This is a genomic window from Phreatobacter stygius (assembly GCF_005144885.1).
GTDB lineage: Bacteria > Pseudomonadota > Alphaproteobacteria > Rhizobiales > Phreatobacteraceae > Phreatobacter > Phreatobacter stygius.
The window spans coordinates 664,403-680,738 of sequence record NZ_CP039690.1 but is presented as its reverse complement, the minus strand read 5'-3'; the positions used below and the strand labels follow the sequence as shown (position 1 = coordinate 680,738).

Here is a 16,336-nt window from a genome sequence, read left to right as displayed (position 1 = left end):
AACAATGTTAAGTTCGACCATGGCAGCAAATTTGAACACTGTAAAGATGGGTCGGGCATGACCGCCGGAAAAGCCTCGCCGAGGCCCGCCCGGCGCGGCGGACGGCAGAGCTATCACCACGGCATGCTGCGCGACGCGCTGATCCGCGCGGCGGTCGAGATCCTGTCCGAGCGCGGTGCCGAGGGGTTCACGCTCAGGGAGGCGGCGCGTCGCGCCGGGGTTTCAGCCGGCGCACCGGCGCATCATTTCGGCAGTGCCGCCGGGCTCCTGACGGAGGTGGTGATCGCCGGCTTCGAAGACCTGACGCAGGCGCTGCGCGCGGCGGCCGGGACAGCGGCCTCGCCGGCTGCCCGGCTGAGGGCGCAGGGCATGAGCTATGTGCGCTTCGCGCTGGCCCATCCCGGGCGCTTTCAGCTGATGTTCCGGCACGACCTTCTGCTCGCCGGCGATGAAAGGCTGGGCCATGCCGGCAAGGCCGCCAAGGCCGAGCTCGAGGCCACCATCCGGGCCTACATCACCGATCGCGACGGACCCGGCGCCGACGAGCGCTCGGTGCGTGCAGCCCTGCTCGGGGCCTGGTCGGCGGTCCACGGCTTCGCCCATCTGGCGCTCGACGGCAAGTTCACCGCCATGGCTCAGCCGCGATCGATTTCGGGTTTCGTATCGGACGAACTGCCGGACGTGCTCCTGGCGTTCTGGCCGGACAGGGAGGATGAGGCAACGGGTCGGTAGATGGTTCGATCACCCGCGGTGCGTCGGATGGCGACCGGTCAGGGATGTTGCGACGCCGTCAAGTCAGAACCCACGCGCGGCCATGAAAAGCGCAGCAAAATCAACCCCCTCCCAATGGGAGAGGGTTGATTCAGTCGTGGTTTTTGTTCGACCCGATCGGGGTCAATAAACGGGCCCGGCCCTGTCCCCGCTCACGCCCGCTGGTTGAAGCGCCGGCCGACCAGGGCGGAGGCGATGTTGATCTTCTGGATGTCGATGGCGCCGCCGGCGATGCCCCAGCCCCAGGCGTCGCGCATGCGGCGCTCCATGCCGTATTCGCAGGCATAACCATAACCGCCCATCAGCTGCATGGCGTCGCCGCAGACGCCGCGCACCATCTCGTTGGCGAAACATTTGGCCATCGAGGCCTCGCGTGAGGAGGGCAGGCCGTCGGAGGCATTGGCGACGGCGCGGTGGATCAGGAGGCGCGAGGCCTCGACCCGGATCGCCATGTCGGCGAGCTTGATCTGCACCGCCTGGAAATCGACGATCGCCTTGCCGAACTGGCGCCGGTCCTGGACATAGGCCAGCGCCTGGTCGAGTGCGCTCTGGGCGAGCGCGAGGCTCATCGTGGCATTGCCGCAGCGCTCCAGGTCGAAGGCGGTCATCAGTTTGGCAAAGCCGCCCGCCGGCGCGACGATGTTGCCTGAGGGCACCGTGACATTGTCGAGGAAGATGTCGGCGCTGGTGACGCCGCGAAAGCCCATCAGCCGCTCGCGCTTGCCGAAGCTCAGGCCCGGGGTGTCCTTGTCAACATAGACGGCGCCGATGCCGCGCGCGCCCGGCTCGTCGGACAGCCGGCAATAGACGACATAACCGTCGGCATGGCCGGCGCCGGAGCACCAGCGCTTCTGGCCGTTCAGCACGAGTTGATCGCCCTGGCGCACGGCGCGGGTCTTGAGGTCGGTCAGCGCCGTGCCGGCATCCGGTTCCGACATGCTGGCGGCGATGATCATGTCGCCCGAGCAAACCTTGGGCACCAGCCGCTGCTTCAAGGCATCGGAGGCAAAATGCTGGATGGTCAGCACCGGGCCGAAGCAGGATTCGAAGATCGGGAAGGCAACCGAGGGCGAGATCTTGGCGATCTCCTCGAGCACCAGCACGGCTTCGACATGGCTGGCGCCGCCACCGCCCAGCGCCGGATCCAGATTGATGCCGAGATAACCGAGCTCGGCGAAACGCTTGACCAGGGCATGGGACGGCGGCTGGTCATTGTCCTCGATCTCGCGCGCCGGCTGGGTGAGTTCGCGTGTGGCGAACTGGCGGGCGCTGTGCTGCAAGGCGAGCTGTTCTTCGTTGAGCGTGAAATTCATCGTTGGGCGCTTTCGGACAAGCCGGGTCGAGCGTGGCCAGCGTGGCGGCCGCGCGGTCCGGGATCGATGCGGGGGAAGGTCCGGATGGTTGGAAGGCGGGGCAGGGGCCCGCCTTCCACCGCCGGGCTGTTAGAGATTGCGGGCGATCAGCTCGCGCATGATCTCATTGGCGCCGCCGAAGATGCGGCGCACGCGGGCATCGGCATAAGCCCGCGCGATCGGATATTCGGTCATGTAGCCATAACCGCCATGCATCTGCAGGCACTGGTCGACGACCCGGCCCTCGAGCTCGGTGATCCAGTATTTGCACATGGCGGCGGTCTCGACATCGAGCTTGCCGTCCAGGTGCAGTTCCAGGCAGCGGTCGACAAAGGTCCGGCCAATGGTGATCTCGGTCTTCATCTCCGCCAGCTTGAAGCGGTTGTGCTGGAAGTCGGCGATGGCCTGGCCGAAGGCCTTGCGGTTCTTGGTATAGTCGAGCGTGACCTCGAGCGCGCCCTCGGCGCCGGCCATGGAGGACATGGCGACGAGCAGGCGCTCCTGCGGCAGTTCCGACATCAGGTAGCGGAAGCCGCGGCCTTCTTCGCCCAGAATATTGGACACCGGCACGCGCACGTCATCGAAGAACAGCTCCGAGGTGTCCTGCGCCTTCATGCCGAGCTTGTCGAGATTGCGGCCGCGGCGGAAGCCGGGACGGTTGGCCTCGACCAGGAGCAGGCTGACGCCCTTGGCGCCCTCGCGCGGATCGGTCTTGCAGGCGAGGATCACCACATCGGCGAGCTGGCCATTGGTGATGAAGGTCTTCGAGCCGTTGACGACATAGTGGTCGCCGTCGCGGATCGCCGTGGTGCGGATGCCCTGCAGGTCGCTGCCGGCGCCGGGCTCGGTCATCGCCAGCGCGAAGATGGCCTCGGCGGTCGCCATTTTCGGAAGCCATTTCCGCTTCTGCTCCTCGGTGCCCTGGTGCAGGATGTAGAAGGCGGCGATATCGGAATGCAGGCGGAAGCCGGGGCCGCTGAACAGGCGGCGCGCGAATTCCTCGGTCATGATCGCGCTGTGGCGGAAGTCGCCGTCGCCGCCGCCATATTCCGAGGGGATGGAGGTGCAGAGCAGTCCAAGCTCGCCGGCCTTTTGCCAGAGTTCGCGGCTGACCTGGCCGTCCTTCTCCCACTGGGCGTGGTGGGGCGCCACTTCGCGCTCGATGAACCGGCACACGCTGTCGCGGAACATCTCGTGCTCGGATGTGTAGATCGTCCTCGGCACCATGGCCATTTCCTCCAGCCGTCGGGTTTCTTCGCGGATGGCCTATTCCGTAAGGCGGAATTGATTTCCGCACAAGTTTGACTTTTGATAGACCCGTGTGCAGGTTCGCCGCGACAAAACGTGGCCGTTATTCGTGCCTTAGGAGAGGAAATCAGATGAGCCAGACAACAAGTCTCGACGGCAAGGTGGTGATCGTTACCGGCGCCGGCCGTGGCATCGGCCGCGAGATCGCGCTGCTGGCGGCGGCCGAAGGCGCGCGCGTCGTGGTCAATGACCTCGGCGGCAGCCCGGAGGGCGAGGGCGCCAGTGCCGCACCGGCCGAAGAGGTGGTCGAAGAGATCCGCAAGCGCGGCGGCACCGCGGTCGCCAATTTCGACAGCGTCGCGGAGCCGGCCGAAGCCAACAACATCGTCAAGACCGCGCTCGACACCTATGGCCAGCTCGACGGCATCGTGAACAATGCCGGCATCCTGCGCGATGCGATCTTCCACAAGATGAGCGTCGCCGACTTCGAACTGGTGATCAAAGTCCACCTGCTCGGCAGCTTCTATGTCTCGCATGCCGCCGCCCGGCTGTTCCGCGACCAGGGCAGCGGTTCGATGGTGCACTTCACCTCGACCTCCGGCCTCATCGGCAATTTCGGCCAGGCCAATTATGCCGCCGCCAAGCTCGGCATCGTCGGCATGTCCAAGTCGATCGCCCTCGACATGGCGCGTTTCAACGTCCGTTCGAATTGCGTGTCGCCCTTCGCCTGGAGCCGGCTGATCGGCACCATTCCGACCGAAACCGAGGCGCAGAAAGCGCGCGTCGCCAAGATCCAGGCCATGGGCCCGGAAAAGATCGCACCCTTGTCGGTGTTCCTGCTCGGCGATGCCGCCAAGGACGTCACCGGCCAGATCTTCGCGGTCCGGATGAACGAGATCTTCCTGATGGGCCAGTCGCGCCCGGTCCGCTCGATCCACCGCTCCGAAGGCTGGACCTGCCAGTCGCTTGCCGAGCACGGAATTCCGGCGCTGAAATCGTCGTTCTTCCCGCTCGAACGGTCGGGCGAGGTCTTTTCCTGGGACCCGATCTGAGGAGCGCCCGATGTCGATTGGAATTTTAGCCTATGGCGCGCATGTGCCGCGCCTGCGCCTGCAGCGCCGGGCGGCGGCGGAAGCCAATGCCTGGTTCAACCCCGGGCTGAAGGCCCAGGGCAAGGGCGAAAGGTCGATGGCCGGCTGGGACGAGGACCCGATCACCATGGCGGTGGAAGCGGCGCGCGATTGCCTCGCCGACCTGCCGCGCGAGGCGATCCAGGCCGTGCATCTGGCGTCCACCACCTTGCCTTTCGCCGACCGCTCGAACAGCGCGGTGGTGGCGACCGCGCTGAACCTGCCGCAGGCGATCCGCACCCTCGACCTGTCCGGCTCGCGCCGGGCGGCGACCTCGGGGCTCATCGCGGCCGTGCAGGCGGTCGCCGGCGGCGCCGGCCAGACGCTGCTCGCGGCCGCCGACAAGCGCAAGGCCAAGGCCGGCAGCCCGCAGGAAATGCATTATGGCGACGGCGCGGCAGCCCTGCTCATCGGCGAGGGCCAGCCGATCGCCCGGCTGATCGTCGCGCATACCGAGACGGTCGATTTCGTCGACCAGTTCCGTGCCTTCGACCGGGCCTTCGACTATGGCTGGGAAGAGCGCTGGATCCGCGAGGAAGGCTATCTGAAGATCGTGCCGCCGGCGGTCAAGGCGGCGCTCGGCAAGGCCGGCGTCGCTGCTGACGGCGTCAGCCATTTCTGCATGCCCGGCACCCTGCCGCGCATCGCAGCCCTGGTGGCGCAGAAATGCGGGCTGCCGGAGGCGGCCGTCCGCGACAATCTCGCCGGCGTCTGCGGCGATACCGGTGCGGCGCATGCCATCGTCATGCTGGTGCATGCGCTGGAGCGCGCCAAGGCCGGCGAGCGCATCGTGGTGGCCGGTTTCGGCCAGGGCTGCGACGTGCTGGTGCTGGAGGTGACCGAGGCGATCGCCACCTTGCCGCCGCGTCGCGGCGTCACCGGCAGCCTGGCGCGCCGGCGCGAGGAGACGAGTTATGCCAAGTTCCTCGCCTTCAACGACCTGATCCCGCTCGATCGCGGCATGCGGGCGGAGCTCGACAAGGCCACCGCCATGACCGCGCTCTACCGCAACAACGAGATGGTCCACGGCCTGGTCGGCGGCCGCTGCACCGAATGCGGCACGCTGCAGTTCCCGAAGAGCAAGATCTGCGTCGGGCCGAACTGCCACAAGTTCCATACCCAGGTCGACCATCCCTTCGCCGAAATGGTCGGCAACGTCATGTCCTATACCGCCGACATGCTGACCTACAGCCCGGAACCGCCGCAGCATTTCGGCATGGTGCAGTTTCGCGACGGCGGCCGCATGATGATGGACTTTACCGATGTCGATGTCGGCAAGGTCGAAGTCGGCATGCCGATGCGCATGGTGTTCCGCATCAAGGACCAAGACCAGCAGCGCGGTTTCACGCGCTATTTCTGGAAGGCAGCGCCGGCCGGCGCGGCCCAGAGCTAGAGGAGAGGCACCATGGCTACTGGCATTCGTGACAAGGTCGCAATCCTCGGCATGGGCTGCTCCAAGTTCGGAGAGCGCTGGGATTGCAACGCCGAAGACCTGATGGTCGAGGCTTATGAGGAAGCGCTCGGCGACGCCGGCATCGAGACCAAGCAGATCGAGGCCGCCTGGTTCGCCACCGGCATCGAGGAGCAGCATGTCGGCAAGTCCGGCGTGCCGCTCGCGGTGGCGCTCAGGCTCGGCTACATCCCGGTGACGCGGGTCGAGAACTATTGCGCCTCCGGTTCGGAAGCCTTCCGCGGCGCGGCCTACGCGGTGGCCTCGGGGGCCTGCGACATCGCGCTGGCGCTCGGCTGCGAGAAGCTGAAGGACACCGGTTATGGCGGCCTGCCGCAGCGCGGCCGCGGCGTGGTCAATTCGATGTATTGGCCGAACCTGTCGGCACCCGGCGTGTTCGCCCAGCTCGGTGCCGCCTATCGCGCCAAGCACGGCGTCGATGCCGGCGACTTCAAGCGGGCGCTGGCCCATATCTCGGTGAAGAGCCACGACAACGGCTCGCGCAATCCGAAGGCGCATCTGCGCAACAAGATCACCGAGGACACGGTGATGAATGCGCCGATGGTGGCCGAGCCGCTCGGGCTGTTCGACTGCTGCGGCGTGTCGGATGGGGCAGCCTGCGCCATCGTCACCACGCCGGAAATCGCCCGCAGCCTCGGCAAGCACGACCTCGTCACCATCAAGGCGCTGCAATTGTCCGTGTCGAACGGCACCGAGGCCCAGCACAATTCCTGGGACAGCACCTATTTCGCCACCACCCGGATCGCTTCGAAGCGGGCCTATGCCGAAGCCGGCATCACCAATCCGCGCGAGCAGATCTCGCTGGTCGAGGTGCATGACTGCTTCTCGGTCACCGAGTTCGTCACCATGGAAGACCTGCACATCTCGCCCGAGGGCGGGGCGCTGCGCGACGTCATGGACGGCTTCTTCGACGCCGACGGCAAGGTGCCCTGCCAGATCGACGGCGGCCTGAAATGTTTCGGTCACCCGATCGGCGCGTCAGGCTTGCGGATGATCTACGAGATGTACCTGCAGATGCAGGGCCGCGCCGGCGAGCGCCAGCGCAAGACCCAGCCGGTGTTCGGCGTCACCCATAATCTCGGTGGCTTCCCGCACCAGAACGTCTGTTCGGTGGTGGTCGTCGGTCTCGACGGCGCCTGATCCGGCGCTTCAGCGATCGATGCCCCGAGCCTGCCCCCTCCCTCCCGAGGGGGCAGGCCTTTTTGTGAGTGGGGTGGCGGGAGCGGTAGGCTTGGCAGGCGTGAGGCTGATGGTTTCGCGTTGATGCGGGAACCATCCGTCACCCCCGGCGAGCGAAGCGAGGGAAGGGGGTCCAGGAGTTGCAGAGCGGGATCCTCGACACGATGAAATCACGTCACCGACATGCACGGCAAGCGCCGATGAGGCGGCCCTGGACCCCCTTCCCCTCGCTGCGCTCGGCCGGGGGTGACGTCGGCGTTTCCCGCGCAGGCTGGCGCTGCATCGGCACCGCGCGATTACCTTCTCATCACGCGAAAATCGCCGACGCGCTCATCGCGGTCACCCCGCCTGGCCCGACCGCCTTCAGCTCCGCCCCAGCCTCACCAGCCGCCCGCCCGACGACTTCGAAGGGCGCCGTGACGAACAGCGGCGCTTCGGCGCGGAACTTGAAGAAGCTCAAGGGCCGGCCAGCCTCCACCCTCAGGAGGTCGGCGAGGCAGACCGCGATCAGCGGGCCGTGCACCACCAGGTCGGGATAATGCTCGACCTCGGTCGCATAGGGCCGGTCGTAATGGATGCGGTGGCTGTTGAAGGTCAGCGCGGAAAAGCGGAACAGCAGCACCGGATCCGGGTTGATCCGGCGTGACCATGACGCGCCGAAGGACGGGGTGGCTCCGGCCTCGCCGCCGGCGGCTTGCGGCCGGCCGGCGTCCTTGTAGACGATCGACTGGCGTTCGGTCAGGCAATGCCGGCCATCCTGGTGGAACTCGTAATCGACGGTGACGAAGACCAGCGGGCCGCTCTTGCCGGTCTTCGGCGTGACGTCACGGATAATGCCGCGCCGCTCGGCCGGGAGGCCGAAGCGCAGGGGTGCATGCACCGTGATCTCCGCGCCCGCGAACATGCGCTGGGGCAGCTCGACTGGCGGCAGGAAGCCGCCACGCTTCGGGTGGCCGTCCGGCCCGATCTCGCCCTGTGGCGCCGCAGGCAAAAAATACAGCCATTGCCAGCAGACCGGCACGGCGTCGCCGGTTTCGAACCGCGCCTGCCGGTCGTCGAGCGTCGCCGCCAGCAGGCGCGCCGGGGTCAGGCCCAGGCTGTCCCGGATCGTCTCTTCGCGGCCGATCCAGGCCTTCACATGATCATTGGCATCGCTCATCGGATAAGCCTTTCAGCGGGACCTTGCCTTGCCGGCGGCGAGGCCGACGAGATCGCCGAGATCGGTGCGAAAGTCCATCCCCCGGAGGACCGGGAGGGCGCGGTGTTCCGGCTCAGGCATGGGCCTCCTTTCAGAAATCAATTCCGCATATCCGTCGAACGACTGATGGCGATGCCGGCCGCTTGGCTGGTCTGCGCCGCCTGCGTGCTGGCCTGGCCGAAAGGAGGTGCTATTTTCGCGCTGCGGAAATATATTTCATGAAGCGCGAGTGGATCAGGCTCGCCGCTTTCGGGTCATCCAAGGGGTTTCGCAGTGTTGGCGCAGGCAGGTCGGGCTCATTCGACGGCAGAACGGCAAGGCATCGACCAGGGCGCATTGGCCGCCAGCGGCTGCGTCGCGCCGGCGCAGGTCGCCGCTGGCCTGTTCTCGGTCAGGCTGCCGGTCCCCTTCTCGCCCTGGCATGTCAATGCCTGGCTGGTCGAGGACGGCGCGGGCTGGACCATCATCGATACCGGCACCGGCGATGCCGCCAGCAAGACCCTGTGGGAACAGGTCTTCGCCGATCACCTGGCCGGACGGCCGGTGACCCGGGTGATCGTCACCCATTTTCATCTCGACCATGTCGGCCTTGCCGGCTGGCTCTGCGCGCGGTTCGGCGCGCCGCTCTGGATGGCCAGGACCGAATGGCTGCAGGCCCGCGCCGCGCTCAGCGAGGATGCCGGGCTGGCGCTCACGCAGCAGCAGAGGCTGCATCGCATGGCCGGCTGCTCCGACGGGTTCCTGGCCTATCTCGCCCAGACCCAGGCTTTCTACACCAGTGCGGTCAAGCCTCTGCCGGCCTGCTTCGTCCGGCTGCGCGACGGCGACGACGTGGTGATCGGCGACACGCGCTGGCAGGTGCTGGCCGCCGCCGGCCATGCACCCGAGCAGATCTGCCTGTTCGACGCCGGGCGCAATCTGTTGATCGCGGCCGACCACGTGCTGGAGACCATCTCGCCTTATATCGGCGTGGTCGCCGCCGAGCCGGAGGGCGATCCGCTCGGCGATTATCTTGCAGCACTCGACCGCTTCAAGGCGCTGCCGCCGGAAACCCTGGTGCTGCCCTCGCATGGCGCGCCGTTCCATGGGCTGCACGAACGCATCGACGCCCTGCTCGCCGGCCACGCGCGGCGGCTCGACCAGATCATCGGCATTTGCGACCAGCCGCGCACGGCGGCCGACATCGCCAGCCGGCTGTTCCGGCGCGCGCTGGAACATCGCCAGATGAAATTTGCGGTCGGCGAGACGCTCGCCCATCTCAATCTGCTGATCCGGCAAAAGCGGGTGGTGCGGAACGGGCTGGGCGAGGCCGCGCATCTCTACGCGGTGGTGTGAGCTGGAGAGGCTCGCCGGGCGAAAAGCGCAACTGAATCAACCCTCTCCCGATTGGAGAGGGTTGATCGCGTTGAGCTTTTTGCTTTCAGGACGGTCCACGGAACCATTCTCCGCTGCGTCGATCCGGATCCTTCACTCCCCTCAATCCGGGTTCTCCAGGCTGAACATGCCGGCCGCCTGGTCGAAGGCCAAGGCCTCGGCATAACGCGCCCAGGAGGTGACACCGCCGAGCGTCTGTTCGGCGAAATTCTCCGACATGTGGTCTTCCAGCTCGTCGCGGAAGCGGGCGGCCGGCGCGCGGTGGCTCGGCCGCTCGTCGAGCACGCGCCGGATATGGGCGGCGAGCGGCACATAGGCGATGAGGTGCTGGGCGAACAGGTTCTTGCGGGCGTCGACCTCGCTCGCGGCAAAACGCCGGCCTTCCTCGGTCAGCCTGACCGTGCCGGCGTCGAGTTCGGCGAAACGCAGCAGCTGCAGGGTCTCGGCGATCGGGAAGAGTTCGTCGACCTCGAGCTGCAGTTCCGAGGCGAGCGCCTGCAGCGCCGCCCGGCCGTGATGCGGCGGCCCCAGGACCGCCTCCATCAGGCCGGCCAGTTCATTGGTCGAGACCTGCGGCAGCACCATGCCGATGCCCGAGCCGAGGAACGTTCCGCCGCGCTGGGCCGGTGACGTCGCCTTGGCGGTCATGCGGGCATAGATGTCGTCGACGATCTGGCGGAACGCCGGATCCAGGCGGTTGCGCGGTTGCGGCAGTTCGACCTTGATCTCGGCGATGACCCGGCCGGGATTGGACGAGAACACCAGGATGCGGTCGGACATCAGCACCGCCTCCTCGATATTGTGGGTGACCAGCAGGATCGAGCGGATCGGCATGCGGCCTTCGCCCCAGAGATCGAGCAGGTCGGTGCGCAGGGTCTCGGCGGTCAAGACGTCGAGCGCCGAGAACGGTTCGTCCATCAGCAGGACCTGCGGGTGGACGACCAGCGCACGGGCCAACCCGACCCGCTGGCGCATGCCGCCGGAAAGCTCCTTCGGATAGGCGCTCTCGAAGCCGTCGAGGCCGATCAGGTCGATGGCGGCAAGCGCCCGCTTGCGCCGCTCGGCCGGCGCGACGCCCTGGGCTTCCAGGCCGATCTCGACATTGTCCAGGACGGTCAGCCAGGGAAACAGGGCAAAGGACTGGAACACCATGGCGACCTGGCGTGCCGGTCCGGCGACCGGCTCGCCGTCAATGGTGATCGAGCCGGCGCTTGCCGGCATCAGGCCGGCAATGATGCGCAACAGCGTCGATTTGCCCGAGCCGGAACGGCCGAGCAGCGAGACGATCTCGTTGTCGCGCAGCGCGAGCTGGACGTCGTCGAGCACCAGGAGGTCGCTCGCCGAGCCCTTCTGGTAGAGGTGGCGCAGGTTTTTCACCTGGACCAGGGCTTTCTGGCTGGTGGCGGCGGGCGCCGGCGGGGCATTCACGGTGTGGCTCATCATCGGTGCCTCCGTCAGTTCAGGGTGAGACGACGCTCGGCGAAGCGATAAAGCGGCCGCCAGAGCACCTGGTTGAAGATCACGACGAACAGCGACATGACCGCGACGCCGAGCACCACGCGGGGATAGTCGCCCGATGTGGTCGCCTCGGCGATATAGGAGCCGAGGCCGGCCGCCCGGAGCTTGGTGTCGCCCCAGCTCGCCACCTCGGCGACGATGCTGGCGTTCCAGGAGCCGCCCGAGGCGGTCAGCGCGCCGGTGACGTAATAGGGGAAGATGCCGGGCAGGATGACCCGCCGCCACCATTGCTGGGTCTTCAGCCGGAACAGGGTCGAGACCTCGCGCAGGTCGGTCGGAAAGGCGCTGGCGCCGGCGATGACGTTGAACAGGATGTACCACTGGGTGCCGAGCACCATCAGCGGCGACAGCCAGATATCCGGGTCGAGCCTGAACGAGACGATCAGCACGACGGCGAAAGGAAACAGCACATTGGCCGGAAAGGCGGCGAGGAACTGGGCGATCGGCTGGACCTTCTGGGCCACCGCCGGCCGGAGCCCGATCCAGACGCCGATCGGCACCCAGACGAGCGAGGCGAGCGCGATCAGCACGAGCACCCGGACGAGCGTGATCAGCCCATAACCGACCGCCGTGACGACATCGGCCGGCGCGAGAGTTGCCGAGAGATAGGCGACGATCTGCCAGAGCCCGTAGGCGACCGCGGCGCCGACCAGGACGAACCAGGCGGCGCCGGCGATCGGCCCGGCGAGGCGCGGCAGGGCGACCGGCGCCCGGCTATTGGTCCTGGCCGCCAGCCGGCCGATCAGGCCGACGACCCAGCCGAATGGCTGGACCAGGCCCTTGATCAGCCGGGTCTTGCGCAGGAGGTCGAAGACCCAGGATTGCGGCCGCTGCTGGGCGGCCGTCGTCTCGAAGCGGAACTTGTCGGCCCAGGCGACGATCGGGCGGAACACGAGCTGGTCATAGATCAGGATGGTGACGGCAATGGCGGCCACCGCCAGCGCCACGCCGGTCATGTTGCGCTGCTCGATGGCGAGCGCCAGCCAGGAGCCGATGCCGGGCAGGGCGATGGTGACGTCGCCGACCGAGATCGCTTCCGAAGCGACGACGAAGAACCAGGCGCCCGACATGGACATCATGGCGTTCCAGACGAGGCCCGGCACGGCGAAAGGCGCCTCCAGCCGCCAGAAGCGCAGCCAGGGCGAGAACTGGAACTGCCGGCTGACCTCGGCGAGGTCGCCGGGCACGGTGCGCAGCGACTGATAGAAGGAAAAGGCCATGTTCCAGGCCTGAGCGGTGAAAATGGCGAAGATCGCCGCGCATTCGGCGCCGAGCTGGCTGCCCGGGAACAGCCGCAGGAAGAACATCACGGTGAAGGTGAGGAAGCCGAGCACCGGCACCGACTGGAGAATGTCCAGCATCGGGATGATCACCATGGCGGCCCGGCGGCTCTTGGCGGCGAGCGTCGCGACGATGAAGGTGAAGACCAGCGAGGCGGCCATGGCGGCGAACAGCCTGAGCGCCGTGCGGGCGGCATATTCCGGCAGCAGCCAGGGGTCGAGACGCACCGGCGCGATGTCGAGGGCGGCGAGCGGCGCCCGCATGTCCTCGATCGAATGGGCGATCAGGCTCAGGACGCCGATCACCAGGATGAAGGCGACGAGATCGAACAGATTGGGGGCATAGGCGCCGAGGCGCAGGCCGAGCGGCGCCTGCCGCATGGCCCCGAAGATCGGGCGGGAATTCATGGCTCACCTTTTGGGCGTGATCGTCGGCCGCGACGATCACGGGTGAGCCGATCTCTGAGAGATCAGGCCGGCACGCGCGCCGTCAACGGCTTGGACAATCGACTGCTACTGTCGCTGGGCATTGTCGTTGAGGTCTCATCAGATCCGGCGGCGAGCAGGCTCGACCGCCGTTGCGGGCCCAATGCTCCCGCCGGGCGCTCAAGTCAAATAAAAAAGCGATAAGGACAAAGGGCGGCAGTCCCGCGCCGGGCGGCCGGCGCGTCAGGCGCGCCGCCGCTTCAGGATCGAGGCCTCGACAAAGCCGATCAGCGCCAGGGCGAAGGCCTCCGGGCCGACATTGCGTTTCCGGTATTTGGCGCGTTTGACATACCAGTCCTGGATCATCGGCTTGATCAGGGCGGCGGTCATTTCGATGTTGTCGACCCGGAAACGGCCCTTGGCCTGGCCAGCCTCCAGCACGGCCGAGATCATCGCCTCGGTGCGCTGTTCGCTGGCCGTCGCCTTCCGGCGCTCTCTCGGCGGAAAGGCCTTGGCTTCCATATAGGAGAAGACGAACCAGGGCAGCATGGTCTCCGACAGGAAGACATGGGTGCGGATGAACCAGGCGAGCCGCGCCACGGGCTCGTCGGCGACCTCGGCCGGTGGCTGGTCCAGCACCTCGGTGACGACGCCGGAGACGGTGTCGAGGATCATCGCCAAGAGCGTGTCCTTGGTGTCGAAATAGGCATAGAGCGCGCCCATGCTGAGACCGGTTTCGCCAACCAGGTCGCGCACCGTCATCGAATGGAACGAGGTGCGGTTCGCGAGCTTCAGCGTCGCATCGATGATGCGGGCGAGATTGGCGGTGGCGACATGCGGCTTCTTGACCCGGATGGCCTCGCGGTGACGCGCCAGGATGCGGGCGCAGAGCGCTTCGGTCGTCAGGTCGTGCTGCGCCTGAAAGGTCGAGAGCCGGTCCATGCCAATCCTTGCGCTGCGAGATTGTCAGCATGTTCAAGAGTCTTGCACTGCGGTTGGCCGTACCGCAGGACCTGCCATTCGTACCATTGCCTCACAGCAAATGCCAATTTATAAAGCGAGCGCTCGCTCGTATTTTTAAGCTGGAGGTTGGCTGATGGATTTCACGATTTCGCCTGAACTCGATGACCTGCGTGCCCGCATCGCGGCCTTCGTCGACACCGAGATCCTGCCGCTGGAGGCCGATCCCGCCGCCTATGATGCGCATGAGAATATCGAGCTCGGCCTGCTCGACCGGATGCGAGCCAAGGCCCGCGCCCAGGGGCTCTGGTGCCTGCAGCTGCAGCCGGATACCGGCGGCCTCGGCGTCGGCCGCATGGGCATGGCGGTCTGCTACGAGGCGATGAACCGCTCGATCTTCGGGCCGGCGGTGTTCAATTCGGCGGCCCCCGACGACGGCAACATGATGGTGCTGGAGGCGATCGCCACGCCCGACCAGAAGCGGCGCTGGCTCGAGCCGATCGTCCAGGGCAAGGTGCGCTCGGCCTTCGCCATGACCGAGCCGAGCCCGGGCGGCGGCTCCGACCCGTCGATGATCCAGACCACGGCGGACAAGCAGCCCGACGGCTCCTATCGCATCCACGGCCGCAAATGGTTCATCACCGGCGCCGAGACCGCCGCCCATTTCATCCTGGTGGCGCGCACCTCGGACAATCCGCGCAGCGGGCTGACCGCCTTCCTGTTCCATCGCGACCAGCCCGGCTGGCGCATCGTCCGGCGCATCGGCATCATGGGCCCGGAAGAACATGGCGGCCATTGCGAGATCGATTTCGACGGCCTGACCGTGCAGCCCGAGGATGTCCTGATGGGCGAAGGGCAGGGCATGAAAATCACCCAGATCCGGCTCGGACCGGCGCGGCTGACCCATTGCATGCGCTGGCTCGGTCTTGCCAAACGGTGTGTCGAGATCGCCAATGACTATGCCGCGGTGCGCCACGGCTTCGGCGTCAGGCTGGCCGACCGGGAAAGCGTCCAGCTGATGCTCGGCGGGCTCGCCATGAATATCGAGATCGGCCGGCTCCTGGTGATGAAGGCGGCCTGGGAGCTCGACCGTGGCAATTTCGCCCGCAAGGAGGTTTCGATGGCCAAGATCCAGGCGGCCAATACCTTGCACCAGGCAGCCGACGTGGCGATCCAGATCAATGGCGCGCGTGGCTATTCCAAGGATACGGTGCTCGAATGGATCTATCGTTATGCCCGCCAGGCGCGGCTCGTCGACGGCGCCGACGAGGTGCATCGCATGGTGCTGCACCGGGCGCTGAGCGGCGAGGGATCCGATTTCTGGCGCTGGCCGGTGGCGCAGGCGTGAGGGCAGGCCATGACGGATGACAAGACGGTCGAGTTCGACACTGCCAGGCTCGATGCCTATCTCAGGCAGGCGCTGGGCCTGTCCGGCGGGCGCCCGGAGATCGCCAGGATCTCCGGTGGACAGTCGAACCCGACCTTCTTCGTGTCGTATGACACGCGGCGCCTGGTGCTGCGCAAGCAGCCGCCGGGCGAACTCCTGCCCTCGGCCCATGCGATCGACCGGGAATACCGGGTCATCTCGGCGCTGGCGGGCACCGATGTGCCGGTGCCGCCGGCGCTGCTCTATTGCGACGACCGAAACCTGATCGGCACGCCCTTTTATGTCATGGAGCGGCTCGACGGCCGGGTGTTCCACGACTGCGCCCTGGACGGCGTCGCGCCGGACCAGCGCCGGGCCATGTACCGCTCGATGGCGGAGACCCTGGCGGCCCTGCACAATATCGACCCGGCGGCGCGCGGGCTTGGTGATTTCGGCCGCCCCGGCGACTATTTCGCCCGCCAGATCGGCCGCTGGACCAAACAATTGCAGGCGGCCCGCACCCGCGACGATGCCAATTTCGATCGGCTCATCGCCTGGCTGCCGGCCCATATCCCTCGGGATGATCTCTCGGCGATCGCCCATGGCGATTATCGCATCGGCAATCTGATGTTCCACCAGACCGAACCGCGGGTCATCGCCATTCTCGACTGGGAATTGTCGACGCTTGGCCATCCGCTCGGCGATCTCAGCCACAGCTGCATGGCCTGGCACAGCGCGCCGGACGAATATGGCGGCCTGGTCGGCCTGGATCTGGCGGCGCTGGGCATCCCCAGCCGCGCCGCCTATGAAGCGGACTATTACGCCATGGCCGATCATCCGGCGCGGCTCACGCCCTTCCACATGGCTTATGCCATGTTCCGCTGGGCGGCGATCTTCGAGGGCATCGCGGTGCGCGCCAAAGCCGGCACCGCCGCGGCCGACAATGCCGAGGCGGTCGGCCGGCTCGCCGCCGTCTTCGCCAGGCGGGCGGCCGAACTGACCTGATCGCCGCGCGGCCAGGCACCGCCGCCTTGCGCGCCGCCGCCGGCGGCCGAAACGAAAA

14 protein-coding genes are annotated in these 16,336 nt (G+C 66.9%); 8 read left to right on the top strand and 6 right to left on the bottom strand.

Annotated elements, in window-relative coordinates:
* Nucleotides 1–57: 57 nt before the first annotated feature.
* Nucleotides 58–732, top strand: coding sequence for a TetR/AcrR family transcriptional regulator (locus E8M01_RS03200; protein WP_136958787.1), 675 nt, complete (start codon nt 58–60; stop codon nt 730–732).
* Nucleotides 733–923: 191 nt separating this feature from the next.
* Here the strand turns inward: E8M01_RS03200 and E8M01_RS03195 are convergent, their stop codons facing one another.
* Nucleotides 924–2,084 carry an acyl-CoA dehydrogenase family protein gene (locus E8M01_RS03195; RefSeq protein ID WP_136958786.1) on the bottom strand — a complete coding sequence of 387 codons (1,161 nt, stop codon included), beginning with the start codon at nt 2,082–2,084 and terminating at the stop codon, nt 924–926.
* Between the two features lie 129 nt (nt 2,085–2,213).
* Complete coding sequence (locus E8M01_RS03190; protein ID WP_136958785.1) at nt 2,214–3,350, bottom strand: acyl-CoA dehydrogenase family protein; 1,137 nt, start codon at nt 3,348–3,350, stop codon at nt 2,214–2,216.
* 152 nt (nt 3,351–3,502) lie between these two features.
* On the opposite strand from E8M01_RS03190, the gene E8M01_RS03185 reads away from it, so the two are divergent.
* The 3 genes from E8M01_RS03185 to E8M01_RS03175 are packed head-to-tail and all read left to right on the top strand — an operon-like array spanning nt 3,503 to nt 7,112.
* On the top strand, nt 3,503–4,423 hold the full coding sequence (locus E8M01_RS03185) for an SDR family NAD(P)-dependent oxidoreductase (protein ID WP_136958784.1): 921 nt from the start codon (nt 3,503–3,505) through the stop codon (nt 4,421–4,423).
* 10 nt (nt 4,424–4,433) lie between these two features.
* On the top strand, nt 4,434–5,894 hold the full coding sequence (locus E8M01_RS03180; RefSeq protein ID WP_136958783.1) for a hydroxymethylglutaryl-CoA synthase family protein: 1,461 nt from the start codon (nt 4,434–4,436) through the stop codon (nt 5,892–5,894).
* A 12-nt stretch (nt 5,895–5,906) separates the two neighbouring features.
* Entirely contained in the window at nt 5,907–7,112 is a 1,206-nt protein-coding gene (locus tag E8M01_RS03175) for an acetyl-CoA acetyltransferase (protein WP_136958782.1), read from the top strand.
* Nucleotides 7,113–7,458: 346 nt separating this feature from the next.
* On the opposite strand, the gene E8M01_RS03170 is transcribed toward E8M01_RS03175, so the two are convergent.
* Entirely contained in the window at nt 7,459–8,310 is an 852-nt protein-coding gene (locus tag E8M01_RS03170; RefSeq protein WP_136958781.1) for an HTD2 family dehydratase, read from the bottom strand.
* Here E8M01_RS03170 and E8M01_RS03165 point away from each other — a divergent pair.
* Together E8M01_RS03165 and E8M01_RS03160 are read left to right on the top strand one after the other, a co-directional pair.
* Nucleotides 8,290–8,571, top strand: coding sequence for a hypothetical protein (locus tag E8M01_RS03165; protein ID WP_136958780.1), 282 nt, complete (start codon nt 8,290–8,292; stop codon nt 8,569–8,571). The two genes, E8M01_RS03170 and E8M01_RS03165, sit on opposite strands and share 21 nt — an antisense overlap.
* Before the next feature lie 54 nt (nt 8,572–8,625).
* Nucleotides 8,626–9,684 (top strand): MBL fold metallo-hydrolase, encoded by a 1,059-nt coding sequence (locus tag E8M01_RS03160; protein ID WP_170181753.1) that lies wholly within the window; start codon nt 8,626–8,628, stop codon nt 9,682–9,684.
* A gap of 141 nt (nt 9,685–9,825) precedes the next feature.
* Here the strand turns inward: E8M01_RS03160 and E8M01_RS03155 are convergent, their stop codons facing one another.
* The 3 genes from E8M01_RS03155 to E8M01_RS03145 form a co-directional block, all read right to left on the bottom strand.
* Nucleotides 9,826–11,163: an ABC transporter ATP-binding protein gene (locus E8M01_RS03155; protein WP_136958778.1), complete on the bottom strand. Its 1,338-nt coding sequence runs from the start codon at nt 11,161–11,163 to the stop codon at nt 9,826–9,828.
* Between the two features lie 14 nt (nt 11,164–11,177).
* Nucleotides 11,178–12,902: an ABC transporter permease gene (locus E8M01_RS03150; RefSeq protein WP_170182202.1), complete on the bottom strand. Its 1,725-nt coding sequence runs from the start codon at nt 12,900–12,902 to the stop codon at nt 11,178–11,180.
* 288 nt (nt 12,903–13,190) lie between these two features.
* Nucleotides 13,191–13,889 (bottom strand): TetR/AcrR family transcriptional regulator, encoded by a 699-nt coding sequence (locus tag E8M01_RS03145; RefSeq protein WP_136958776.1) that lies wholly within the window; start codon nt 13,887–13,889, stop codon nt 13,191–13,193.
* 154 nt (nt 13,890–14,043) lie between these two features.
* On the opposite strand from E8M01_RS03145, the gene E8M01_RS03140 reads away from it, so the two are divergent.
* The gene (locus E8M01_RS03140; RefSeq protein ID WP_136958775.1) at nt 14,044–15,255 is read left to right on the top strand and encodes an acyl-CoA dehydrogenase family protein; all 1,212 of its coding nucleotides are present in this window, start codon (nt 14,044–14,046) and stop codon (nt 15,253–15,255) included.
* A gap of 9 nt (nt 15,256–15,264) precedes the next feature.
* A complete protein-coding gene (locus tag E8M01_RS03135) occupies nt 15,265–16,278 on the top strand; it encodes a phosphotransferase family protein (RefSeq protein WP_136958774.1) in 1,014 nt (337 codons plus the stop codon).
* The last annotated feature ends 58 nt before the right edge of the window (nt 16,279–16,336 follow it).

Bases quoted from the DNA above. Each gene is read 5' to 3' on its own strand.
- E8M01_RS03145 (WP_136958776.1), bottom strand. From the start codon at position 13,889: ATGGACCGGCTCTCGACCTTTCAGGCGCAGCACGACCTGACGACCGAA.
- E8M01_RS03195 (WP_136958786.1), bottom strand. From the start codon at position 2,084: ATGAATTTCACGCTCAACGAAGAACAGCTCGCCTTGCAGCACAGCGCC.
- E8M01_RS03190 (WP_136958785.1), bottom strand. From the start codon at position 3,350: ATGGTGCCGAGGACGATCTACACATCCGAGCACGAGATGTTCCGCGAC.
- E8M01_RS03165 (WP_136958780.1), top strand. From the start codon at position 8,290: ATGATCATTGGCATCGCTCATCGGATAAGCCTTTCAGCGGGACCTTGC.
- E8M01_RS03135 (WP_136958774.1), top strand. From the start codon at position 15,265: ATGACGGATGACAAGACGGTCGAGTTCGACACTGCCAGGCTCGATGCC.
- E8M01_RS03155 (WP_136958778.1), bottom strand. From the start codon at position 11,163: ATGAGCCACACCGTGAATGCCCCGCCGGCGCCCGCCGCCACCAGCCAG.
- E8M01_RS03200 (WP_136958787.1), top strand. From the start codon at position 58: ATGACCGCCGGAAAAGCCTCGCCGAGGCCCGCCCGGCGCGGCGGACGG.
- E8M01_RS03140 (WP_136958775.1), top strand. From the start codon at position 14,044: ATGGATTTCACGATTTCGCCTGAACTCGATGACCTGCGTGCCCGCATC.
- E8M01_RS03170 (WP_136958781.1), bottom strand. From the start codon at position 8,310: ATGAGCGATGCCAATGATCATGTGAAGGCCTGGATCGGCCGCGAAGAG.
- E8M01_RS03150 (WP_170182202.1), bottom strand. From the start codon at position 12,902: ATGCGGCAGGCGCCGCTCGGCCTGCGCCTCGGCGCCTATGCCCCCAAT.
- E8M01_RS03175 (WP_136958782.1), top strand. From the start codon at position 5,907: ATGGCTACTGGCATTCGTGACAAGGTCGCAATCCTCGGCATGGGCTGC.
- E8M01_RS03180 (WP_136958783.1), top strand. From the start codon at position 4,434: ATGTCGATTGGAATTTTAGCCTATGGCGCGCATGTGCCGCGCCTGCGC.
- E8M01_RS03185 (WP_136958784.1), top strand. From the start codon at position 3,503: ATGAGCCAGACAACAAGTCTCGACGGCAAGGTGGTGATCGTTACCGGC.